At 61.6% G+C, this 23,492-nt stretch carries 22 protein-coding genes; 8 read left to right on the forward strand and 14 right to left on the reverse strand.

Annotated elements, in window-relative coordinates:
- Positions 1-96: 96 nt before the first annotated feature.
- Positions 97-1,491, forward strand: a complete 1,395-nt coding sequence (locus tag PLD_RS20380; protein WP_159895879.1) for a PhoH family protein — start codon at positions 97-99, stop codon at positions 1,489-1,491.
- A gap of 60 nt (positions 1,492-1,551) precedes the next feature.
- Here the strand turns inward: PLD_RS20380 and PLD_RS20385 are convergent, their stop codons facing one another.
- From PLD_RS20385 to PLD_RS20395, 3 genes are read right to left on the reverse strand one after another with little or no spacing between them, the layout of a single operon-like run.
- Positions 1,552-4,614 carry a MexW/MexI family multidrug efflux RND transporter permease subunit gene (locus PLD_RS20385; protein ID WP_159895881.1) on the reverse strand — a complete coding sequence of 1,021 codons (3,063 nt, stop codon included), beginning with the start codon at positions 4,612-4,614 and terminating at the stop codon, positions 1,552-1,554.
- Positions 4,611-5,762, reverse strand: a complete 1,152-nt coding sequence (locus tag PLD_RS20390; protein WP_159895883.1) for an efflux RND transporter periplasmic adaptor subunit — start codon at positions 5,760-5,762, stop codon at positions 4,611-4,613. Before PLD_RS20390 ends, PLD_RS20385 begins: the two co-directional genes overlap by 4 nt.
- A gap of 30 nt (positions 5,763-5,792) precedes the next feature.
- Positions 5,793-6,206, reverse strand: a complete 414-nt coding sequence (locus tag PLD_RS20395) for a VOC family protein (protein ID WP_159895885.1) — start codon at positions 6,204-6,206, stop codon at positions 5,793-5,795.
- Positions 6,207-6,252: 46 nt separating this feature from the next.
- Here PLD_RS20395 and PLD_RS20400 point away from each other — a divergent pair, with 46 nt between their 5' ends.
- Positions 6,253-7,179 (forward strand): LysR family transcriptional regulator, encoded by a 927-nt coding sequence (locus tag PLD_RS20400; protein WP_159895887.1) that lies wholly within the window; start codon positions 6,253-6,255, stop codon positions 7,177-7,179.
- Here PLD_RS20400 and ribD read toward each other — a convergent pair.
- The 6 genes from ribD to PLD_RS20430 form a co-directional block, all read right to left on the reverse strand.
- Entirely contained in the window at positions 7,158-8,264 is a 1,107-nt protein-coding gene (gene ribD / locus PLD_RS20405; protein WP_159895889.1) for a bifunctional diaminohydroxyphosphoribosylaminopyrimidine deaminase/5-amino-6-(5-phosphoribosylamino)uracil reductase RibD, read from the reverse strand. The genes PLD_RS20400 and ribD overlap by 22 nt on opposite strands.
- A complete protein-coding gene (locus tag PLD_RS20410; RefSeq protein WP_159895891.1) occupies positions 8,261-9,964 on the reverse strand; it encodes a WD40 repeat domain-containing protein in 1,704 nt (567 codons plus the stop codon). Before PLD_RS20410 ends, ribD begins: the two co-directional genes overlap by 4 nt.
- A 78-nt stretch (positions 9,965-10,042) precedes the next feature.
- Positions 10,043-10,642 carry a GTP cyclohydrolase II gene (ribA, locus tag PLD_RS20415; protein WP_159895893.1) on the reverse strand — a complete coding sequence of 200 codons (600 nt, stop codon included), beginning with the start codon at positions 10,640-10,642 and terminating at the stop codon, positions 10,043-10,045.
- Between the two features lie 66 nt (positions 10,643-10,708).
- The gene (locus tag PLD_RS20420) at positions 10,709-11,716 is read right to left on the reverse strand and encodes an SUMF1/EgtB/PvdO family nonheme iron enzyme (RefSeq protein ID WP_159895895.1); all 1,008 of its coding nucleotides are present in this window, start codon (positions 11,714-11,716) and stop codon (positions 10,709-10,711) included.
- Between the two features lie 49 nt (positions 11,717-11,765).
- A complete protein-coding gene (locus tag PLD_RS20425) occupies positions 11,766-12,506 on the reverse strand; it encodes a class I SAM-dependent methyltransferase (RefSeq protein ID WP_159895897.1) in 741 nt (246 codons plus the stop codon).
- Positions 12,507-12,600: 94 nt separating this feature from the next.
- Positions 12,601-13,047, reverse strand: a complete 447-nt coding sequence (locus PLD_RS20430) for a DMT family transporter (protein ID WP_159895899.1) — start codon at positions 13,045-13,047, stop codon at positions 12,601-12,603.
- A 230-nt stretch (positions 13,048-13,277) separates the two neighbouring features.
- Between PLD_RS20430 and moaC the strand changes: the two genes are divergently transcribed.
- The 4 genes from moaC to PLD_RS20450 all read left to right on the forward strand — a co-directional run bounded on the left by moaC (position 13,278) and on the right by PLD_RS20450 (position 15,439).
- Entirely contained in the window at positions 13,278-13,751 is a 474-nt protein-coding gene (gene moaC, locus PLD_RS20435) for a cyclic pyranopterin monophosphate synthase MoaC (protein ID WP_159895901.1), read from the forward strand.
- A complete protein-coding gene (locus PLD_RS20440; protein ID WP_159895903.1) occupies positions 13,748-13,990 on the forward strand; it encodes a MoaD/ThiS family protein in 243 nt (80 codons plus the stop codon). The genes moaC and PLD_RS20440 overlap by 4 nt, the downstream gene beginning before the upstream one ends.
- A 1-nt stretch (position 13,991) precedes the next feature.
- The gene (moaE, locus tag PLD_RS20445; protein ID WP_159895905.1) at positions 13,992-14,444 is read left to right on the forward strand and encodes a molybdopterin synthase catalytic subunit MoaE; all 453 of its coding nucleotides are present in this window, start codon (positions 13,992-13,994) and stop codon (positions 14,442-14,444) included.
- A 218-nt stretch (positions 14,445-14,662) separates the two neighbouring features.
- A complete protein-coding gene (locus PLD_RS20450) occupies positions 14,663-15,439 on the forward strand; it encodes an ABC transporter substrate-binding protein (protein ID WP_159895907.1) in 777 nt (258 codons plus the stop codon).
- A 93-nt stretch (positions 15,440-15,532) separates the two neighbouring features.
- Here PLD_RS20450 and PLD_RS20455 read toward each other — a convergent pair whose 3' ends face one another.
- From PLD_RS20455 to PLD_RS20475, 5 genes are all read right to left on the reverse strand, one after another.
- Positions 15,533-16,162 carry a transcriptional regulator gene (locus tag PLD_RS20455; RefSeq protein ID WP_159895909.1) on the reverse strand — a complete coding sequence of 210 codons (630 nt, stop codon included), beginning with the start codon at positions 16,160-16,162 and terminating at the stop codon, positions 15,533-15,535.
- A gap of 90 nt (positions 16,163-16,252) precedes the next feature.
- Positions 16,253-17,380 (reverse strand): FAD-binding oxidoreductase, encoded by a 1,128-nt coding sequence (locus tag PLD_RS20460; protein ID WP_159895911.1) that lies wholly within the window; start codon positions 17,378-17,380, stop codon positions 16,253-16,255.
- Positions 17,381-17,414: 34 nt separating this feature from the next.
- Complete coding sequence (locus PLD_RS20465; RefSeq protein ID WP_159895912.1) at positions 17,415-18,368, reverse strand: ornithine cyclodeaminase family protein; 954 nt, start codon at positions 18,366-18,368, stop codon at positions 17,415-17,417.
- Positions 18,369-18,489: 121 nt separating this feature from the next.
- On the reverse strand, positions 18,490-19,986 hold the full coding sequence (gene rhlB, locus PLD_RS20470; protein ID WP_159895913.1) for an ATP-dependent RNA helicase RhlB: 1,497 nt from the start codon (positions 19,984-19,986) through the stop codon (positions 18,490-18,492).
- Positions 19,987-20,082: 96 nt separating this feature from the next.
- The gene (locus PLD_RS20475) at positions 20,083-20,739 is read right to left on the reverse strand and encodes an alpha/beta hydrolase (protein WP_159895914.1); all 657 of its coding nucleotides are present in this window, start codon (positions 20,737-20,739) and stop codon (positions 20,083-20,085) included.
- Between the two features lie 474 nt (positions 20,740-21,213).
- On the opposite strand from PLD_RS20475, the gene PLD_RS20480 reads away from it, so the two are divergent.
- On the forward strand, positions 21,214-22,242 hold the full coding sequence (locus tag PLD_RS20480) for an amino acid ABC transporter substrate-binding protein (protein WP_159895915.1): 1,029 nt from the start codon (positions 21,214-21,216) through the stop codon (positions 22,240-22,242).
- Positions 22,243-22,307: 65 nt separating this feature from the next.
- Positions 22,308-23,489, forward strand: coding sequence for an amino acid ABC transporter permease (locus PLD_RS20485; protein WP_159895916.1), 1,182 nt, complete (start codon positions 22,308-22,310; stop codon positions 23,487-23,489).
- The last annotated feature ends 3 nt before the right edge of the window (positions 23,490-23,492 follow it).

Consider the following 23,492-nt stretch of genomic DNA (forward strand, 5'->3'; position numbering starts at 1 on the left):
GCAGGTCACCTCATTCCCACGGGTGAATTCGGTGGCCCTTCGAGGCGCGATACCTCAGGTATTGCGTCGACTGGCCCCCACATAAGGTGACCGAGTATGGATGACCACGGACGTAGCGCTTCCTCCAACCAGCCAATCCTTTATGTACTCGATACCAATGTATTGATTCACGATCCCAACGCCTTACTGAATTTCGAAGAACACCACGTCGCCATCCCCATGACCGTCCTCGAAGAGTTGGACAAGCTCAAGAGCGGGCATCACAGCGTGGCCGCCGAATGCCGGCAGGCGATCCGTCTGATTGACAAGACCCTGGGCGAAGCCTCGCCCGAAGACGTCGAGCTGGGCGTGCCGATCCAGCGCGGCAAGAGCGGGCCCAAGGGCTTGCTGTCGATCCTGATGAGCAAGCGCAACGAGCCCAACAGCCTGTTGCCGGACAACCTCAACGACAACATCATCATCAACCAGTTGATCGACCTGCACGCGCGCAACAAGGAGTTGTCCGTGGTGCTGGTCACCAAAGACATCAATATGCGCCTCAAGGCGCGGGCTTGCGGGATCGCCGCCGAGGACTACAGCACCGACCAGCTGGTGGACGACGTATCCCTGCTGCCCAATGGTTTCCACAACATGAGCGGCTCGTTCTGGGACCGTGTGAGCAAGGTTGAAACCCGTCAGGATCATGGCCGCACCTGGCATCAGGTGCAGTTGATCGACAACCTGCCGGCGGTGCATATCAATGAATTCATCATCGACGAACAGGGCTTTGTCGGCTGGATCAAGGAAATCCGCGCCGATGTGCTGCTGATCCTCGACCTGCATCAGGAACCCCTGTTGCACCAGGAAGCCTGGGGCCTGAAACCGCGTGACATCTACCAGGGCCTGGCGCTGTACGCGCTGCTCGATCCGGATATCCACCTGGTCAACCTGTCCGGCGCCGCCGGCTCCGGCAAGACCATCCTGGCCCTGGCCGCCGCCATCGAGCAGACCATGGTCAGCAAGCGCTATCGGCGCATCATCGCCACCCGCAGCGTGCAGGGGCTGGACCAGGAGATCGGCTTCCTGCCGGGCACCGAGGCGGAGAAGATGGAACCCTGGCTGGGCGCCATTACCGATAACCTCGAAGCCTTGCACATGGATGACGAGAACACCCACGGCAGCGTCGACTACATCCTCAGCAAGGTGCCGTTGCAGTTCAAATCCCTGAACTACATCCGCGGTCGCAGCTTCCAGCAGAGCCTGATCCTGATCGACGAATGCCAGAACCTCACCCCGCACCAGATGAAAACCATCATCACCCGTGCCGGCGCCGGTTCCAAAGTGGTGTGCCTGGGCAACCTGGCACAGATCGATACCCCTTACCTGTCGGCCACCAGCTCGGGCCTGACCTACCTCACCGAACGCTTCAAGGACTTCCCCAACGGCGTGCACATCACCCTGCAAGGGGTGCCGCGCTCGATCCTGGCGGAGTACGCGGAAAGCCATCTGTAACCCAACCCTTGCACACCACGGGCGGCCTTCGGGCCGCCCGTTTTGCATTCGGGCGCAGGTTCACGCCAGCTGTTGCAGTTCCTCCAATGCCTGTGAGCGGCCGTGGGCACGGGCCATCAGGCTGTAGATCGCAGGCAACACGAACAGGGTGAACAGGGTGCCCACCAACATGCCGATGACGATCACCAGGCCCAGACCGAAGCGGCTGCTGGCACCGGCGCCGGAGGAGAACAGCAACGGCACCAGCCCCACGACCATGGCGGCGGTGGTCATCAGGATCGGCCGCAGGCGAATCTTCGCCGCGCGGATGATCGCCTGGGCCGCGCTGCCGCCCTGAGTGGCGCGTAGTTCGTTGGCGAACTCCACCATCAGGATGCCGTGCTTGCTGATGAGGCCGATCAGGGTCACCAGGCCAATCTGGGTATAGATGTTGATGGTCGCCAGGCCCAGCGCCAGGGGAATCAGTGCACCACAGATCGACAGCGGTACGGTGATCAGGATGATCAGCGGGTCGCTCAGGCTTTCGTACTGAGCGGCCAGCACCATGTAGATCACGATGAGGGCGAACAGGAAGGTCAGCAGCAGGGCATTGCCTTCATGGATGAACTGCCGCGAGTCGGCTTGCCAGTCATGGCTGAAGCTGGCGGGCAGCGCTCGGCTTTGCTGCTGCAGGAACGCCACCGCCTGACCCAGGCTGACCCCCGGCGCAGGGATGCCCTGGAAGGTCGCGGCGTTCTGCTGGTTGAACTGCTTGAGCTTGTTGGGCTGGATGCTGTCATGCAGGCTGACCACGGTGGACAGCGGCACCTGCGCGCCACGGTCGGTGTCGACATAGAAACCGTTCAGGGCTTGTGGTGTCAGGCGCTGGGCGGCGGCGCTCTGCGGGATCACATCATAGGAGCGGCCCTGGAGGGCGAAGCGGTTGGTGTAGTTTTCGCCGATCAGCACCGCCAGGGTGGTGCCGATATCCTGCATGCGGACGCCCAGGCTGTTGGCCTTGCTGCGATCGATGCGCACCTCGGTCACCGGGTTGTTGAACTCCAGGTCGCTGTCCACCACGGCGAACAACCCACTGGCCCGTGCTTGCTGCTTGATCTCTTCCATGGCCTGGAACAGCGAGCGATAGTCCTCGGTACTACGGATCACCAGTTGCACCGGCAGGCCGCCAGTGGAGGCCGGCAGGGGCGGTAACTGGAAGACGAAGATCGAGTTGCCTTCGACCGCGTCGACTTCCTGTTGCAGCTGTTGCTGGATGCTGGCCGCGCTGCGCTGGCGCTGCGACCACTCGCTGAAGTTGACCCCGGCGAAACTGGCCGCGACTCCATCGCTGCCATTGATGATCCAGGTGCTGACGGTTTCCGGCAGCCCTTGAAGGATCGCATCCAGTTGGTAGGCATAGCGCTCGACGTAATCCAGATTGGCGTGCTGCGGCGACTTGATCGCCAGCAGCAGGTTGCCCTGGTCTTCGTTGGGCGCCAGCTCCTTGCTTGCGTGGCCGTAGAGCCACGGAAGGCTGACCAGCACCAGCGCGGCAAACGCCAGCACCGCGCCGCGCCAGCGCAGGGAACGCACCAGGGCTTGCTGGTAGAGGCGCGCCAGGTGCTGGAAAAACCGTTCGGCCCAGCGGCTCATGCGGCCTTCCTGCTGGCCTGCTGGCAACAGCTTGGCGCACATCACCGGGGTCAGGGTCAGGGCCACTACCCCGGAGATCAGCACCGCCCCGGCCAGGGTCAGGGCGAACTCCTTGAACAGCGCGCCGGTCAGCCCAGTCATCAGGCCGATGGGCATGTACACCGCGGCCAGGGTGATGGTCATGGCGATCACCGGCGAGGCGATTTCCCGGGCGCCGACAAAGGCTGCCTGCAGCGGGGTACGACCTTCCTTGAGATGGCGGTGGATGTTTTCCATGACCACAATGGCATCGTCCACCACCAAGCCGATGGCCAGCACCATGGCCAGCAGGGTCAGCAGGTTGATGCTGAAGCCGAACAGGTCCATCAGCGCCAGGGCTCCCACCATCGACAGCGGGATGCTGACCACCGGGATCAGTACGCTGCGCACCGAGCCCAGGCACAGGTAGATGATCACCACGACGATCAGGATGGCTTCGATCAGGGTTTCGATGACCTCGATGATCGAGGCCTGGATGAAGTGGGCGGTCTCGAAGGCCAGGGCCACCTCCACGCCTGGCGGCAGGGTTTTCTGGATCTCCGGCAACAGGCGCTTGATGTCAGCCACGATCAGCAGCGGGTTGCCTTTGGGCGTGGCGTACAGACCCAGGTGCACCGCCGGCTTGCCGTCCATTAGCGCACTGGTTTCATAGGCGGCCGATCCCAGCTCGACCTGTGCGACATCCCGCAGGCGCAGCAGGTGATCGCCGCGGTTGCTGATGACCATGTCGCGAAACTCGTCCAGGCTGCCCAGGTCGGTGTTGACCTGGATCGAGGAGACCACGTACTGACCCTTGATCTGCCCGGGAGCGGCCTGGAAGTTGTTGGCGCGGATCGCCTGTTCCACCTGGAGTGCGCTAATGCCATGGCCGGCCATGCGCTGGGGGTCCAGCCACAGGCGCATGGCCAGGCGCTGGCCGCCGAAGGTATCGACCTTGGCCACGCCTTCGATGCTGGAAAACAGCGGCTGTACCACTCGACTCAGGTAATCGCTGAGCGCCGAGGCCGACAGCGAACGGCTGGCGAAACCGACATAGGCCACGGCGGTGGCGTCCCCGGCGGAACGTTCGATCACTGGGTCGTAGGCTTGTTCGGGCAGGCGGTATTTGACTTGGTTGACCTTGGCGATCACCTCGCTCAGGGTCTTTGCCGAGTCCTGGTTGAGGGCCATGCGCAAGGTGATCAGGCTGCGTCCCTGGACCGAGGACGAACTGACGTAGTCAACCCCTTCCACCGAAGCCAGGGCCTGGTTGATCGGCTGGGTGACAAAACCCTGCATCAACTCCGCCGGAGCCCCGGGATAGTCGGTGGTGACGCTGATCACCGAGCTCTCCAGCAGCGGGTACTGGCGCACGGGTAGGTTGCTGTAGGCCTTGAGGCCGGCCAGCAGGATCAGCAGGCTGACGACCAGCGCCAGGACCGGACGGCGGACAAACAGATCGGTGAACTTCACGGTCGTTCTCCTGCGGCGAGGGGCAGCGCATCCCCGGGGGCGTCGCTGAGCACACTGTGCGGCACGGCTTCGATCGGGGCGCCATCGCTGAGTTTGAGCTGCCCGGCAGTCACCACCTGGGTCCCCGGCGCCAGGCCGCTGTCGATCACCACCCGGCCGGCATGACGCGCGCCGGTCTTGACCGAGACCCGCTGCACGGTTGGCGCGCTCTGGGCGTCCGTGGCCGGCTGTACCACGAACAGTTCTTCACCGTAGGCGTTAAAGGTCACGGCGGTTTCCGGCACGCTCAAGGTGCCACTGGGCATCGGCTGGGCCAGGCGCACACGGGCGAACATGTGAGGCAGGGCACTGGGCGGCGGGTCTTGCAGGCGCGCCTGAATATTCAGGGTACGGGACCGGTCAAGGAACGGATCGACGGCGCTTACCCGGGCGTTCAGCGGCTGTCCGGGCAAGGCATCGAGGAGCACCTCCAAGGTCGCTCCCGCGCTGACCTGGGACAGTGCTTGCTCCGGCACGCTGAAGTTGACATAGAGGCCTTTGTCGCCAATCAGGTTGATCAGTACGTCCCCGGGGTTCACGTATTGGCCCAGGTGCACCTTGCGGATGCCCAGCGTGCCGGCGAAGGGCGCACGAATGGTGCGCTGCTCGATTTCCGCAGTCAGGGCCTGCAAGGCGCCCTTGGCGGTGGACAGCTCGGTCTGGGCGTTGTCGAACGCCTCGCGCGACGTGGCGTTGACCGACAGCAGGCGCCGTGAGCGTTCGAGCCTGACCTTGGCGTTTTCCATTTCCCCTTGCAGGCGCAGCAGGTTGCCACGCTGGGGGGCGTCGTTGAGCTGGACCAGGACCTGACCGCGCTCGACGCGTTGCCCGGACTGGATCGGCAGGCTGACGATGCGTCCGCCAATTTCCGCCGGCACGCTGACTTGCTCGATCGCCTCCAGCTCGCCGATGGCCTCCAGGTACCGCGGGAAGGGTTGGGTACTGGCCGTGGCCACTGCCACTTTGATGGGTGCCTGTGCATAGACCGGGCGCTCGGGCCGGGTGGCGTGCCACAGCCACCCGGCCAGCAGACCGATGATCAACAGTGCAGCGGCCAGCACCAGTCGCGCGCGCAGGGAAGTGGGCTTGGTTACACCGACGGACACCATGACATTCACTCCTTGAAGTCTGTTGCAGTTTCAGTAGATCGGCCAGCAACCGGGGGTGAGCAGTTCGACGAGGTTTTCATCCGGATCGCGGAAATACAGGCTGGAGCCGCCCTTGGGCCACTCGGTCCGGCCTTCCAGGGCAATGTCGAAGCGGTTCAGCCGCTCCTTCCAGCCTGGCAGATCCTGTTTGTCGATGGCGAAGCACACGTGGATCCGTCCGCTGGCATCGTGGGGAGGGATCTCGCCTCCGCTGAGGTACTTGGTGTGCAACGAGGCGCCCCGCTTGAACAGCAAGAGGGTATTCTGGTCGCCGATGTTCAGCGCCACGAGTTCGTCGCTCTCGACCATGACTTCCAGCTGGAAGGTTTTTGCGTAGAATTCTTTCGCAATGTCGAGATCGTTCACATAAAGGGCTGTTTCAATGATTCGTTTGAGTTGCAGCATGTGTTGCTCCTTTTGGGACGTTGCTCCCTGAGTTGGAAATGACAGGATGGTCACGGTCTTACTGCGCAATATCGATTTGAACCTGTTGGTGGTGCTTGATGCCCTGCTGACGGAAAAACACGTCACCCGCACGGCCTTGCGCCTGCACCTGAGCCAGCCGGCGATCAGCCACTCCTTGAGCAAGTTGCGGGGGCTGCTGGACGATCCGATCCTGATCCGCCGTGGTAGCGAGCTGGTGCTCAGTTCCCTGGCCCAGAACATTCAGCAACCGTTGCGGGAAATTCTCAGCCAGATCGAAACCCTGTTCGGCAAGTCCATCGACTTCGACCCCGCGAACTCTCAGCGCATCTTCACCCTGGCGATGTCCGACTACGGTGCGGCGCTGGTGCTGCCGAGCCTGATGGTGCGTTTGCGCCGCGACGCACCGAACACCACCTTGCTGGTGACCCAGGACACCCGGCACGGCATGCTTGAGCAAGTGTCCCAAGGCAAGATCGACCTGGCCCTGGGGGTGTTCCCCAATCTGTCGAATGACATTTCTACTGAAGTGCTGTTCGAGGAAACCTTCTCCTGCCTCCTCGACCGGCGCACGTTGCCGGCCAACGGCAGGTTGGACCTGGACAGCTACCTGGCGCGACCGCACATCCTGGTGTCGATGGATGGCAGTGCCAACGGAGAAGTGGACAGCCTGCTGCGCGATGAGGGGCTGCAACGACGGATCGCCGTGAGCGTGCCCCATTGGCGTACCGCCCCCAGCATGATTCACAACACTGACCTGATCCTCACGGTGGCCACCCGCACCCTGGACGAAGCGCTGCTCAACCAGGACCTGATCCAGCTTCGGCCACCGCTGCCGATTCCACCTTTTCCTTTCGTGCAGATCTGGCATCAGCGTTTCGACAATGAGCCGGCTCATGTCTGGTTGCGTGAACAGGTCAAGCAGGTGGTCGCTCATCGCTCGCCCGACGGCTGAGCCGGACGCAGGCGCAAGCGCAGGTCCGGTCCCAGTTGGCTGACGTCATACAGGGTAAAGTCCAGGGCCTCTTCCAGGTGCTCGAAGGCCGGCAGGTGCACCAGCGGCCGGGCCAGATCGCCCAACAGGCGCGGGGCCACGTACAGCAGCAACTCATCCACGTGCTGCGCCCTGAGCAGGCTGCCGGCCAGTGTCGGCCCGGCTTCCACCATTAGGTCGTGCAAGCCGCGCTGGCTGAGGTTGCGCAGCAACTGCTCAAGGTCCAGGCCCAGCTCGTCTCCCGGCAGCGCCATGACCCGCTCGCTGTCGGTGGTGGCGAGCGGGCAGTCCTGGTTGACCACGTGCAGGCTGGGTGCCTGGTCGTTGAACACCCGTGCAGTGGCGGGCACCCGGCCCTGGCCATCGAGCACCACGCGGACCGGGGCCAAGGCTTCCGCAGAGGACAACTGGCGTACCGTAAGCAGTGGGTCGTCCGCAAGCACAGTGCCGCTGCCGGTGAGAATGGCCGAGCTGCGGGCCCGCCAGTACTGCACGTCGTCCCGGGCCCGGGCGCTGGTGATCCACTTCGAGCGTCCGTTTTCCAGGGCGGTACGCCCGTCCAGGCTCATCCCCATCTTCAGTTGTACCCAGGGCCGCTGGCGCTGCACGCTGGACAGAAAGCCTCGGTTCAACTCCTGGGCCGCCGATTCCAGCAAACCGACCCTGACCTCGATGCCCGCGTTGCGCAGTTGGGCGATGCCCTGGCCGTCGACCTGCTTGAACGGGTCCTGATGGGCCACCACCACGCTGCTCACACCGCTGTCGATCAGCGCCTGGTGGCAGGCGCCGGTGCGTCCGACATGGCTGCAGGGCTCCATCGTCACGTAGGCGGTGGCGCCCCGCGCCAGGCCACCGGCCTGACGCAGGGCGAACACTTCGGCATGGGGCCCGCCGGCCCGTCGATGCCAGCCTTCACCGACGACCTGCAGGCCGTGGGCGATCACGCAACCCACCCGCGGATTGGGCCAGGTGGAGTGGCTGCCCCGTTCCGCCAGGGACAGGGCGCGTTGCATGTGCTGGAAATCGACCTCGCTGAAGTAGCTCATGGGTGTGACGGCTGCACAGCGGCCCGGGGCGTGATCGGGTAGATCCGGCCGTCATAGGCGCTGGCCAGGAAACCCTCGCCACTGGCGTCATGGGTCAGGCAGGAAATACCGCTGGCGGTGGGTTTCTCGACGCGGGTCCAGACGCGTTTCTTCAGGTCGAAGAGTGCCACGGTGCCGCCATAACTGCCAGTGGCGATCATCGAGCGGTCCCGGGAGATGGCGATGCACTTGATCGAGTGGCTGTGGGGGGTGTCGAACACTTCGCTGTTGCCGTCGCGCCACAGGCGTAATTTCAAGTCGCGGCCGATGCTGGCGAAGCCACCCTGGATCTGCGTGCAGCCATTGGAGATCCGTTTGTGGGCCTTGTCCAGGTAGGTTTCCAACGTGAAGTCGGCAATCCGAAAGAACGCTGCGGCCGCGGTAGCGCAGACACTGAAGATGTAGGTTTCGTCGGCCGCGATGCCCTTGATGGCGTTCTCATGCATGCTCACCTGGGTGACGAAGCGCGGTTGCTGCTGGTCCAGGGCGAAGATCAACGCTTCACCGGTGTAGGTACCGATGGCCGCATGCAAGACGCCGTTCTTGATGAAGGTGGTGCCGCAGTTCAGGGGCGAGCGGTGCTGGTACAAGGTGGCGCCGGTGCGGGCGTCGAACACCGTGCCCATCTGGCCGCCGGTCAGCACGTTGTCGCCAAAGGGCAGGAGGAAGTTACACAGGCTGCCGGCTTTGACACTCGGCTGGCCGTTGATGTGCAGGATACCGGCATCGCCAATGCTGTAGACCTCTTCACCCACCACGGCCACGGCGTTGAGGCTGACTGCCGGCTCGATACCGCTCAAGTCCCAGGTCTGGGTGGCGAAATCCCAGGTGGCATAACGCGAGCCGAAGGTCACGAAGGCGATACGGTGGCTGCCCAGCAGGGCGCAACTGCGGGGCCAGATAATGCTCGGCAGGGAGGTTTCCGCGGTCTTGACCAGGCAGCCGTCTTGCTGGAGGTGCCAGAGCATCACGGAGCGGTCGTAGCTGAGGCTGATCAGCAGGCGTTGGTTGTCGTCCCAGATGATTCGCTTGATTCCGGCGCTATGGGCGGGCTGCAGTTGCGTGCCCTGGGCGCTGATGATGGAAATTTTGCCCTCGTCGTCGCCGGCGAAAATGATGCCCTCGCGCGACAGCGCCACGGTATCGGTTTCCACACCGCCCAGGTCGATGATCTCCACTTGCTGTCCGGTGGCGGCATCCCAGCGGCGGATCGAGCCATCATCGCTGCTCGATACCAGGGTCTGGCCGTCGGCCGACCAGCACACCGAGATCACGTCGGCGGTGTGGCCCAGGAGGATGTTCAGGGTCTGACCGCTGAGGTCGAACAGGCGGATGCTGTGGTCCCTGGAGCAAGTGGCGATGGTTTGGCCGTCCGGAGAGAAGGCGGCCATTTCGATGTCGTCGTCATGCCCGATGAGCACGCTCTTGAGGCGCAGTGACGGAACCTCCCAGACCCGAGCGGTGTAGTCACTGCTGGCGCTTACCAGCAGCGTTCCGGATGGGTTGAACGCACATTGGTTGGCCAGGTGGTCGTGCAGGACGCGCTGGATCGGGGTCTGGTTTCTGGCGTCCCAGAGGATGACCTGATTGTCGTAGCCGGCGGTGGCTATGTAGTGGTCCTTGTACGTCGCGATACCGCTGATGGGTCCGAAATGTCTCATGATTATTGTCCTTAATAATGCGCTTGGCGGATGACTGGCGGCCGTCCGCCGTCCAATAGGACGGGGAGGCCTGCTCTTTTATCGGATGAGGTCGATGATGTGGTTCTTCTTGTCTTTCTTGGCTTGCAGGTAGTGGCTGTTGTGCCGCGTAAGAAAGACGCCAGTGGGGATGCTGCTATCCACCTTGATGCCGTTGTCCTTCAGGGCCTGGACCTTGTCCGGGTTGTTGGTAATCAGACGGCATTGATGCACGCCCACGGCCTTGAGCATCCTGGCGGCCATGGAGAAGTCTCGGCCGTCTTCGGGGAAGTTCAGGTGGCTGTTGGCCTCGAAGGTGTCCATGCCACGGTCTTGCAGGCGGTAGGCATCCAACTTGGCGTACAGGCCGATACCACGGCCTTCCTGGCGCAGGTAGATCAGGTAGCCGCCTTCTTCGTGCATGCGCGAGATGGATTCGCTGAGCTGCGGGCCGCAATCGCAGCGTTGAGAGTTGAAGACATCGCCGGTCAGGCATTCGGAATGAATGCGTACCAGAGGGCTATGCCCGCTGACGGGGCCCAGCTTGATCAATATGTGCTCATCAGCCGCTTCCAGTCCGGTGAAGCTGTAGAAAGTGCCGGGCGTTGAGGAGTCGTTCAGCGGTATGTCGACTTGGTTTCTGATGCTGAGTCTGTTCATGGAAATCCCTTCCGTTCTTTGACGTTGAACGTGTAATTGTTGAGTGGCGTGGGTAAAGGTCTTGATTCAGAGGCTCTCGGCTAGCCTGAAGCCCATCACGTAAATCTCCCTGGGGTATTTGCCGTGTCGACGGCAGTTGCGGGTCAGGTCGCGGAAGCGGGTAAAGCTGCCGCCGCGGGCGATCCGGTGTGTGCCAACCACCGTTACCAGGTCGTCTACGACGGCTTGGCCACCGGGGTAGGGGGCGTAGTTGTCCGCGACGTACTCCTCGACATTGCCGGCCATGTCCATGCAGCCGAAAGGGGATGCACCTTCGGGCAGGGCGCCCACCGCCGTGGTGGTGAACAAGCCCATTTCTGCGGTGTTGGCGTGCAGGGGCGCAAAGTCCTGACCCCAGGGGTATTCGAGGTTTTCGTGGCCGGCGGCGGCAAATTCCCATTCCGCTTCGCTGGGCAGGCGGAACGAACGGCCGGTACGGCTCGACAGCCACTGGCAGTAGGCGTCGGCGTCACTGGCGTCGAGTCCGTAGACCGGGTGGTTGGCGCGTTCGCCGGGGAACTGGCCGAACAGCCAGTTGCCCGGTATGGCAGGGTGTTGCGAATCCTCCAGGAATGCCCGGTATTCCAGGTTGGTCACAGGGTATTTGCCGATGGCATAGGGCATGAGCTCAACTCGGTGGCGGGGGGCCTCTTTCTCGATCCAGCTGCGATCCAGCCCCAGCCCTTGCATGCGCTGCATCACCTGGTCGATTGCCGAGGTTTCGAGGCCGATCTCGACCTGGCCGCCTTCGATGCTGATCATCGGTGGGTTGAGTACATCCAGGCGCGGGTCCATGGTATGGGCCAGCAAGCGCGCCGACGCCAGGCGCCATGACAGCGGGGCTTCGGGGTTCTCCACCCCCAGAGCGAGCTGATCTGCCGTTTTGTCGGACAGTTGCCGCCAGACAGCCAGCGGCAGCGAAAGCTCGACACCTGGCTGAAAGTGCTCCTCAAGGCCCATCAATTGCCTGTCGGTCATGTCAGCTGTCAGGGGGCCGTCGAACACTGGCCAGTGAGCAAAACCCTTGGGATTCATAGTACTTCTTGTCCTGGTTCTGGTTGAGGTGGGCAGGGGCGGTGGCCGCTTACAAGGTGCAGATCAGCCCGGTCTGCAGGCAGTTGCGCTCAAAATCGTCCCAGTAACCCTGGGGGTGTTTGGCGCGGTTGGCGGCGGAGATGATCGGTTTCTGCCATTGCAGCTTCGAGAAGCCGGCCTTGAGGATGGCGTTCTCGTAGGTCTCGCGGCTCCAGCGATGGAAGGTGAAGGCGCTGGGCGGTTGGGTGACGAACTCGGCGTGATGCCGGAAACCACCGGCATGGGGTTCTTCGCTGAGCACGTGGACGCCGTACTTGGTGAAGTTGCCGCGTTGCAGTTGGAAGCCCGGGTCCACGGTGTAGGCGATGAGCTTGCCGCCGGACACCATGTTCTTGGCCACCACTTGGAACATTTTTTCCAGCTCTTGAGGTGTTTGCGCGTAGTTGAATAGCCAGGCTGCGGTAACGCGATCGAACTGCCCCAGTACACCCATGTCGCAGACGTTGGCCACGTGATACTCAATGGCCTCTTGGTTACGCGCCGACTCTTTGCGCGCCAGTTCGATCATCGATGAGGAAATGTCCACACCGACTACTTTGCTGGCCCCTTGGTGGTACAGCTCTCGGCCGAAATAGCCGAAGCCGCAAGCCAGGTCCAGGATGGACTTGCCCTTGATGTCTCCGACCATATGGAAGAACGTTTCTGTTTCTACTGAGCGTTGTGAAGCCGTATCAGTGAAGTCTTCAAAACGTTCACCAATTGAGTCATAAGTTGCAGTTTGGCTGGACATATTTACCTCTATGGTCGGCTGTTTATAACCTGTCGATACAAGGTTGTTTAGGTGTGCTCTTTGGGTTTCTTATAGTGTTGTGCTGTTCTTGTTTTTAGCCGCGAGTGGTAATGATGAATCCGCCGATTACCACCAGTACTCCGATCAGTTTTTGCATGCTTATTGTTTGGCGTGGCAGACCGACCAAACCGAAGTAGTCGATCAGCAAGGAAATGATCAACTGTCCGACAATCACCGTCATAATGAAATTCAGAGCCCCGAGACGCGGAGCCATAAGCAACGCAACGGTGATGTAGAACACCCCGGCGATCCCGCCCATCCAGATCCACCAAGGTCCCTCCTGGGCAGCCGCAAAGTTGGGGCGCGGAACTTTTATGAATACGATTACTGCAGTAAGTGCCACTAAGCTTACAACTAGAGACACTCCAGTTGCCCACAGTGGATGGCCGAGTAGATTTCCAAGTTTTGAGTTTGTTCCTGCTTGAAGTGGTACGGCGAAGCCGGCTAGAAGGCTCAATAAAATTGATATTAAAAATGCCATATTTTTTTCACTCCATTTTTCGCAGAGATTTGTACTTTTAATAATATGCTGATGCCAATCATTTGTTCTTATGGCCGGTATTCGCCACGCTGATTGTTCCTCTTGTTTTGCCCCAGGCCGTGGGTGTGAGGATCGTCGGCGATAATGTTTCCCTGCGGGAAACCGGGGGCGAGGATGCGAAAAACTGACCCGTAGGTTTACAATCGGCCCACCTGATCAGGAGTAACCCCGTGCTGACTCATCTCGATTCCCAAGGGCGCGCCAATATGGTCGACGTCACCGACAAGGCCGTGACTTTTCGTGAGGCGGTCGCCGAAGCGCGGGTGCGCATGCTTGCGCAAACGTTGCAGATGATCGTCAGTGGCGGTCACCCCAAGGGCGATGTGTTCGCCGTGGCGCGGATCGCCGGAATCCAGGCGGCGAAGAAAACCAGTGACCTGATTCCCCTGTGCCATCCGTTGATGCTGACCAGCGTCAAGGTCGAGCTCAGTGCCGAAGGCGAGGACTGCGTGCGTATCGTGGCGCGTTGCAAGTTGTCCGGGCAGACCGGGGTGGAAATGGAGGCGCTGACCGCCGCTAGCGTCGCTGCGCTGACGATCTATGACATGTGCAAGGCTGTGGATCGCGGCATGACCATCGAGGGTGTGCGGGTGCTGGAGAAATCCGGCGGCAAGAGCGGCGATTACCGGGTGGCTGACGCATGAGGATCTCGGTGAAGTTCTTTGCCCGCTACCGTGAGGCCCTGGGGCTCGATGGCGTGCTTGTCGAGGGCGACTTTGCCTGTGTCGACGATGTGCGCCAGGCGCTGCTGTCCCGCGAGGGCGCCAGCGTATTGGCCGAACAGAACCTGATGTGCGCCCGCAACGAAGAGCTATGCCAGTTGGACGAACTCCTGGCGGACGGCGATGAAGTGGCGTTCTTCCCCACCGTGACCGGAGGCTGAGATGGCGATCCGTGTGCAATCCGCGGCCTTCGATCCCGGCGCCGAAGTCAACGCCATGCACGCCGCCGATACCGGGGTGGGCGCGGTGGTCAGTTTTGTCGGTTACGTGCGCGACTTCAATGACGGCCAGGACGTGCACGGCATGTTCCTGGAGCACTACCCGGGCATGACCGAAAAGGCCCTGGGCAAGATCGTGGCTGAAGCCGAGCAGCGCTGGCCATTGTTGCAGTTGGAGGTGCTGCACCGCATCGGCGCCCTGGAGCCGGGCGAGCCCATCGTCTTTGTCGGCGCGGCCAGTGCCCATCGCCAGGCGGCCTTCGATGCCTGCGCCTTTGTCATGGATTATCTGAAGACTCGCGCGCCGTTCTGGAAAAAGGAAAACACCGCCGACGGCCCGCGCTGGGTAGAAGGCCGCGACAGTGATCACGCGGCGGCCGCGCGCTGGAAAGACTGATCCCCTGAAGCCTGCCGGCGGGGCCGGATCCCGCCGCAATCCCACCTGCAATCGACTGCGACTGTTCCCGCTGACCGGTGGGGAAAAGTCGCTGCGCGCGCCGTTGACGATGTGTACGTAAAAGTCCAGTATGGATTTACAAGTACAAATACAGCGTCTCCCGTTTCACCCTTTCTTTCTGTCTTGCCAAACCAACAACAACCCGCGAGAGAACGAACATGAAAAAATTCCCCCTCATCAGTGGCCTGGCCTTGAGCTTGTTGGCGTGCAGCAGCCTGATGGCTGCCGAGAAAACCTTGCGCCTGGGCATCGAGGCGGCGTATCCGCCGTTCGCCTTCAAGACCGCCGACGGCAAGATTGGTGGCTTCGACTACGACATCGGCAATGCCTTGTGCGCGCAGATGCAGGTCAAGTGCGAGTGGATCGAGGGCGAGTTCGACGGCCTGATTCCTTCGCTCAAAGTGAAGAAGATCGACGCCGCGCTGTCCTCCATGACCATCACCGCGGAACGCCGCAAATCGGTGGATTTCACCCACAAGTACTACTTTACCTCGTCGCGCCTGGTGATGAAGAAGGGCGCGGTGGTGGATGACCAGTACGCCAGCCTCAAGGGCAAGACCGTGGGCGTGCAGCGTTCCACCACCACCGACCGCTTTGCTACCGAAGTCTTCGAGCCCAAGGGCATCAAGGTGGTGCGCTACAGCAACAACGAAGAGATCTACATGGACCTGGCGGCCGGGCGCCTGGACGCGATCTTCGCCGACACCATTCCCCTGGAGGATTTCCTGTCGATGCCACGGGGCGCCGACTACGCCTTTGTCGGGCCCGAGTTGAAGGATCCGAAGTACGTCGGCGAGGGCGCGGGGATCGCGGTGCGCAAGGGCAACAGTGAGCTGGTGGGCGAGTTGAACAAGGCCATCGATGAGATTCGCGCCAAGGGTGAATATCAGAAGATCCAGGCCAAGTACTTCAAGTCGGATATTTATGGCGATTGAGAGATTGCGCCGTGCTTGAGGGCGCTTTCGCGAGCGAGCTCGCTCCTGCAGGAATAGGCTATTCCGTGTAGGGGCGAGCTTGCTCGCGAACCTTTACTGTCCTTTCAATTCCTTCAGGTGCTTGTACACCGTCGCCCGGCCCATGTTCAGCACGTTGGCCACATAGTTGGAGGCGCTCTTGCCCTTGAAGGCACCCTCGGCGTGCAGCGCCAGTACCAGTTCGCGCTTGTGGTCGCGGGTCAGCAGGTTCAGCCCCAGTTGGCGCTCGCGCAGCCAGTTGTGCAGGAAGGTGTTGATGCGTTCCTGCCAGTCGTCGCGAAACAGTGAATCGGGCTGGGGAATCAGTTGGCTGGGTGAGAGAAACAGGTCCAGCGCCGCCTTGGCGTTTTCCAGCAGCGAGATGTTCAGGTTGATGCACAGCACGGCCATGGGCTGGCCCTGGCTGTCGCGCAGCACACTGCTGAGGCTGCGGATCTTCTGACCGTCCCAGTTGAGCTTTTCATAGGGGCCGATATTGCGTTCAGCGCTGTCGCCGCTGAGCAGGTCTTCCAGGGCCGCATCGTCGCCCACTTCGCGCTTGGACAGGTTGTTGGCGATGTAGTCGATCTTCTGCGTGCGCAGGTCGTGGAGCACCACCTCGGCGTGAGGGAAGAACAGCGTGGCAATGGCATCGGCAATCGCCCGGAAATTGTCCAGGGCAGGGTCCTTTGCGGGTGAGGTCATGGGTTGTACTCCAAGCGGCATCGGCGCCCGTCATTGGCGGGCGCTGGGAGTGTGCCGCAATCGCTCGGGCACGTCACCTTGAGGGCCGGTTCAGCCGAGGCGGGCAGGGGACAGCATGGCGGACTCCAGGCCGAAGCGGGTCAGTTGTTCCGGCAACGGCTCGCCCCGCACCAAGGCAGCGCTGGCCTGGCCCATCGCGGGTGAGGTCTGGATGCCGTAACCGCCTTGGCCGGCGACCCAGAACAGCCCGGGCACCTGTAGATCGAAGCCGGCCAGCAGATCGCCGTCGCTGACAAAGCTGCGCAGGCCGGCCCAGGTCCGGGTCGGACGACGAATGCTCAAGGTGGTGACTTCTTCGATCTGGTAGATGCCCAGGGCAATGTCCAGCTCCTCGGGCTGCACATCGTGAGGCTCCACCGGGTCGGCGTTGGCCGGCGAGCCGAGGAACATGCCGGCGTCGGGTTTCATGTAGAAGGATTCGTCCAGGCTCACCAGCATCGGCCACTGGTGAATATCGACCCCTTCCGGGCTGGCGAAAATAAACGCCGCGCGGCGCTTGGGTTGCAGGCCCAGGCGGCGGGCGCCGGCCATGGCGCCGATCTGATCGGCCCAGGCTCCGGCGGCGTTGATCAGCAGCGGTGCGCTGAAGGTCTGGCCGCTGGTTTGGACCTGCCACAGCCCTTGTTCATCACGCTGCAGCCCCAGCACTTCATGGTCGGTGTAGACCTGGCCCTGATGGCGGCGGATGCCGCGCAGGTAGCCCTGGTGCAGGGCATCGGTGTCGATGTCGCAGGCACTGGGGTCGTAGAGGGCACCGTGGACCTTTTCCCGGCGCAGGATCGGCAGGCGGGCGCAGGCTTGGTCGGCACTGAGCAGTTGCATCTCCGGCACCGTGGCCTTGGCGCTGAGGTACTGATTGTTCAGTTCGGCCGGGTCACCGTTGAAGTCCACGGTCATTTCGCCCCGTGGCGTCAGCAGCGGGTGGTCGCAGAAGCCCTCCGGCGGATGGTCGAAAAAGTCCCGGCTGGCCAGGGTGAGGGCACGCACCTGGGCAGTGCCATAGGCGGCGGTGTAGAGCGCGGCGGAGCGGCCGGTGGAGTGATAGGCCGGATGGGATTCGCGTTCCAGCACGATGACCCGGCCATGGCGCGACAGCCAGTAACCGGTGGAGGCCCCGGCGATACCGCCGCCGATGATGATGAAGTCTGCCTGGGTCATGGATAACTCCGGAAAAGATGCAGGTAACGGGTGCTTATGGCTGGTGTTGCAAGTGGTACAGGGCATTGGCCAGGGCGATGTCTTCCAGGCCCAGGCCGATGGAGCGGAAGAACACATGGCGCTCGGCGTTGGGGCGTTGAGCCTGGTTGCTCAGCAGTTCCGGCAGGTCGCCGAGAATCGCCGTGCTGTCCCAGTTGTGCTGTTCACTGGCAATCAGCATCTCGCCGGCCGAGCCCGGGGTGGTACGCCGGTAGTCACAATAGACCTGCATGTCGTGCAGCGCTGCGGGCGGTATTTCATGGGCCTGTGGCGCATTGGTGCTGATGGAGGTGATCAGCGCCGGCTGGTTGAGGGTGCGTGGGTCGATGACCGGTCCGGCGGACGAGGTGCAAAGCATGATCACCTCGGCATCTTCGACAGCCTCTTCAAACCGTGGGACGATTTGCAGGCGCGGATCGAGGGCCTTGAGCCGCGCAAGCTCCTCAGCGGACTTGCGGGCCAGGCTTGGGGAAAAGAGGCGGATGCTCTGCCAGGGGCGCAGGTCTTTCACGTAGTGCAGGTGAGCCTGGGCCACCGCGCCGCTGCCGATGATTGCCAGGTGTCGGGCCTCGGGCGTCGCCAGTGCCTCGACGGCGACCGCCGTGGTGGCGGCGGTGCGCGCGGTGGTCAGTTCAGCGGCGTCGCACAGCAGTAGCGGCTGGCCGCTGTCCATGGACATCAGCAGGGTCCAGGCGGTGACCAGCGGGCCTTCGGCGCGAACGATGTAGGGCGAAGTCTTGATCCCGTACACCCGATCTTCAGCCAGCACCCCGAGGTAGTTGATGAAGTCGCCGGCGCCCTGGGGGAACTCCACCAATTGCTGCGCCGGTTGCACGGCGAGCCCGGCGGCCAGGTCGCGGAACAGTTTGCGCAGAATCTGCGGGACGTCGATTTGCGCGAGCAACTGGCGGGCTTCGGGCCGGGCAATCAGGTAGGGCGTGCTGGACATGCAAGAGCTCCCATCAAATTAAACTAATTTGTCTATTATGGACTTTTAGTTTTGGCGGGCAATATCCAGGCGAAAAAAAACGCAGCCGATGATGGGCTGCGTTTTTCCGGTGCGCCGGTTATCAGGCTTGCGGACGTTTGCGCTCTACCGGGCGCAACAGCTCGGCAGGTGGCATCTCGCAGCTGATCTTGCGCCCCAGCAGGGCTTCGATCGATGGCAGTTGGTAGGAGTCGTCCTCGCCGGCGAAGCTGATGGACACGCCGTCGGCCCCGGCACGCCCGGTACGGCCGATGCGGTGCACGTAGTCGTCCGGCACTTCCGGCAGGGTGAAGTTGATCACGTGGCTGATGCCGTCGATGTGAATGCCGCGGCCGGCCACGTCGGTGGCCACCAGCACCCGGATCTTGCCTTCGCGGAAACCTTCCAGGGTCTTGATCCGCTTGTGCTGGGGCACGTCGCCGGACAGTTGGGCGGCGTTCACCCCATCGCGCACCAGGCGTTCTTCGATGCGCCGCACTTCATCCTTGCGGTTGGCGAAGACCATGACCCGTTCCCAGCCGTTGTCGGTGACCAGGTTGTACAGCAGCTTGTACTTGTCGGCCCCGGCCACGGCATAAATGTGCTGTTCGACGTTTGCGCTGGCGACGTTCTCGGCCTCGATCTCGACAATCGCCGGATCGGTGGTCCATTGCTTGGCCAGGTTCATCACGTCATCGGTGAAGGTGGCGGAGAACAGCAGGGTCTGGCGCTCGCTCTTGGGTGGGGTCTGGCGAATGATCTGCCGCACTTGCGGGATGAAGCCCATGTCGAGCATGCGGTCGGCTTCGTCCAGCACCATCACTTCGACCATGTCCAGGTGCACGTCGCCGCGCTGGTTGAAGTCCAGCAGACGGCCCGGGGTGGCCACCAGGATGTCGCAATGGCGAGCTTCCAGGTGCTTGAGCTGTTTGTCGAAGTCCATGCCACCGACGAAGGTCATGACGTTGAGGCCGGTGTACTTGGTCAGGGCCGCGGCGTCCTTGGCGATCTGCACCACCAACTCCCGGGTCGGGGCAATGATCAGCGCCCGTGGCTCGCCCATGTAGCGCTCTTTGGGCGGTGGGGTCTGCAGCAACTGGGTGATGATCGAGATCAGGAACGCGGCGGTCTTGCCGGTGCCGGTCTGGGCCCGGCCGATGGCGTCCTTGCCCGCCAGGGTGAAGCCCAGGACCTGGGCCTGGATCGGTGTGCAATAAGGAAAGCCCAGGTCCTGGATGGCGTGCATCAGTTCCGGTGCCAGCTTGAAGTCGTGGAAGCGGGTCTTGCCTTCCTGGGGTTCGACCACGAAGTTGTCGAGTTTCCAGGTGCTGACCGCAGGTTTTGGCGTTCGTGGGCGGCGCGGTTGCTCAGGTTTGGGGGGCTCGGCCTTGGGCTTCTCTTGGCGCGGCGTTTTGCGAGCAGAAGGAGCGGCCGGTGTGTTCACCGGTTCTTTTTTAGCTGCGGTAGCGGGTGCGCTCCGTTCCGGCTGACGGCCGTCATTGCGGCTGCTGGAACTGGGGGAAGGGGCGCTGGGGCTTGGCGCGAGCGGCTCAGCCTCGCTTTTACCGAAGATTTTCTTGAGTGCTTTGAGCACGGTCATCTCATCAATTGGTTAAGGAATGTACGCCGGCCAGTGTAATGCAAGAAACGGGCGCGGCGTAGTCTGTTGCTCGTAGGATGGGGGGCGGCGGCTTTTCTAGCGCAGACGTTCGCTCAGCCAATTGGCGATGTCGCGGATTTCTTCTGGTAACACCTCATGTTCCATTGGGTATTCCTGCCATGTCACGGTGACACCATGCTGCTTGAGGTACTCATACGCCGTGCGCCCCATGGCGTTCTGCACCACCTCATCGTATTGACCGTGCAGCGACAGCACCGGAATCCGCTGCTGACTGGCGGAAAGTTGCAGTTCATCGGTGAAGGTTGGGGCGTAGGTGGAGAGGGCAAGTACGCCACCGAGCGGACCCTGCCATTTGAGGAAGGCGGTGTGCAGTACCACCGCGCCGCCTTGGGAAAAACCGGCGAGGAAAATTCGCGATGCGTCTATTCCGCTGGTGCGCTGCTCCTCGATTAGTCTGATGACCTCTTCAGATGATTCCTCAAGCTGCTCGCGATTGATCGCGCGAGCCGGGGTCATGGCCAGAATGTCGTACCAGCTGGGCATGGCATAACCGCCATTGACGGTCACCGCGCGGGTCGGTGCCTGGGGCATGACGAAGCGGGTACTCAGAAGTGTTTCCTGCAGCATCTCGGCGACCGGCAGAAAATCGTAGCGGTCCGCTCCCAGGCCGTGAAGCCAGATCACGCAGGCGTCCGCGGGCTTGCTGGGCTGAATAATCAAGGGCTCGGTCATGGCTGCTCCAATTGTGTGCATGCGCGCCTATTGAGTGCGTGATGGAGGGGCGCGCCGGGTTGATCTGTGAAAAAGATGTCGCAAGGTTGAATGTTTGGCTATTGACCTTTGGCTGAAACGCTTTAGCCGAAGTTTTGGTACGGGCTTTGCTTTTGAACAGGAAGAGGCGTTTAAGTGATAGCCCTCTCTGCTGGCGGTAACACTAACAGGCTACCGCGGGCGATGGGATAGCCACCTCCTCTGATGAATGTTCGCTAATGGCCGTTACGGGCGCTGCGAACTGCAAAGGGCTAAAGCCCGTTCGGCCGATTGGTGAGACGTAGGTCCCCCTACATGTGGATTTCTCCTACTAGACTCATAGCGAAGGTCTTACGCCGCTTGACCCTATAAAAAGCCGACACGGGTCAACAGCGCCTCATAAGGGTGCGGCAAGACTCAAGCTCCGACACAACAAGAGCAAAACTGGAGGTTTGAATGAAGATGCTGAAATCCACCCTGGCCGTCGTGACGGCTGCCACGGTTCTGGGTATGAGCGGGTTCGCGCAGGCAGGGGCCACCCTGGATGCGGTACAGAAGAAAGGTTTCGTACAGTGCGGCGTCAGTGATGGCCTGCCGGGCTTCTCGGTACCGGACGCCACCGGCAAGATCCTCGGCATCGACGCCGACGTATGTCGTGCTGTGGCAGCTGCAGTCTTCGGCGATGCGACCAAGGTCAAATTCAGTCAGTTGAATGCCAAGGAGCGCTTCACCGCGCTGCAATCTGGCGAAATCGACGTGCTGTCGCGCAACACCACTTGGACCAGCTCCCGCGATGCGGGCATGGGCCTGGTATTCACCGGCGTCACTTACTATGACGGTGTTGGCTTTCTGGTGAACAAAAAGCTGGGTGTGAAAAGCGCCAAAGAACTGGACGGTGCGACCATCTGTATTCAAGCCGGTACTACTACTGAGCTGAACGTGTCGGACTACTTCCGCGGCAACGGTCTGAAATACACCCCGATCACTTTTGATACGTCCGATGAAAGCGCTAAATCGCTGGAGTCCGGTCGTTGTGACGTGCTGACCTCCGATAAATCCCAGCTGTACGCACAGCGCAGCAAGCTGGCTTCGCCGAACGACTATATCGTGCTGCCGGAAACCATCTCCAAAGAGCCTCTGGGCCCTGTGGTGCGTAAAGGCGATGAAGATTGGTTCAGCATCGTCAAGTGGACCCTGTTCGCGATGATCAATGCCGAAGAGGCCGGTATCACTTCGAAAAACGTCGAAGCGCAAGCCAAGTCCACCAAGAACCCTGATGTTGCACGTCTGCTGGGCGCGGACGGTGAATACGGCAAAGACCTGAAGCTGCCGAAGGACTGGGTAGTACAGATCGTCAAGCAAGTAGGTAACTACGGTGAAGTGTTCGAGAAAAACCTCGGCAAGGACACGCCACTGGCCATTGACCGCGGCCTGAACGCGCTGTGGAACAACGGCGGCATCCAATACGCACCACCCGTGCGCTGATGGTTCTATCACCCGGTGGGCCAACTGCCGGGTGATGTTCTGTTCCATTATTTCTGGGGCACTTCATGCAAAAATCAATCGGCGCACCCAAGCAGAGACTGAGTCTCAGCGATCCACGTGTGCGCGCGTGGTTATTCCAGATCATCACCCTTGTGGCGGTGGTTTCGCTGGGCTGGTTTCTGTTCAACAACACGCAAACCAACCTCCAGCACCGGGGTATTACCTCCGGTTTCGACTTTCTTGAGCGCAGCGCCGGTTTCGGCATCGCTCAACATTTGATTGCCTACACCGAGTCGGACAGTTATGCCCGGGTGTTCGTGATCGGCCTGCTCAACACGCTGCTGGTGACCTTTATCGGGGTGATTCTGGCGACCGTGCTTGGCTTCATCATCGGTGTGGCGCGGCTGTCGCAGAACTGGATCATCAACAAACTGGCGACGGTGTATGTGGAAGTATTCCGCAACATTCCGCCGTTGCTGCAGATTCTGTTCTGGTACTTCGCGGTGTTCCTGACCATGCCGGGTCCGCGCAACAGCTATAATCTGGGTGACAGTTTCTTCGTCAGCAGTCGGGGCCTGAACATGCCGGGGGCGAATATGGCTCCAGGGTTCTGGGCTTTCGTGGTCAGTCTGGTCGTGGCCATCGTCGCCATCGTGCTGATGTGCCGTTGGGCCAACAAGCGTTTTGAAGCCACCGGGGTGCCATTCCACAAGTTCTGGAGCGGCCTGGCGTTGCTGCTGGTGATTCCAGCCCTGTGTACGCTGATCTTCGGTTCACCCGTGTATTGGGAACTGCCAAAACTGCAAGGCTTCAACTTCGTCGGCGGTTGGGTGCTGATTCCCGAGCTGCTGGCGTTGACCTTGGCCCTGACCGTCTATACCGCGGCGTTCATCGCCGAGATCGTGCGTTCCGGGATCAAGTCGGTGAGCCACGGCCAGACTGAGGCGGCGCGCTCTCTGGGGCTGCGCAATGGTCCGACCTTGCGCAAGGTGATCATTCCTCAGGCCTTGCGGGTGATCATTCCACCGTTGACCAGCCAATACCTGAACCTGGCGAAGAACTCGTCCCTGGCGGCTGGTATCGGTTACCCGGAAATGGTTTCGCTGTTTGCCGGTACGGTACTCAACCAGACCGGCCAGGCGATCGAAGTCATTGCCATCACCATGAGCGTGTACCTGGCGATCAGCATCAGCATTTCCTTGCTGATGAACTGGTACAACAAGCGCATTGCGCTGATCGAGCGGTGAGGA

This window comes from Pseudomonas sp. LD120, from assembly GCF_009861525.1.
Taxonomy (GTDB): domain Bacteria; phylum Pseudomonadota; class Gammaproteobacteria; order Pseudomonadales; family Pseudomonadaceae; genus Aquipseudomonas.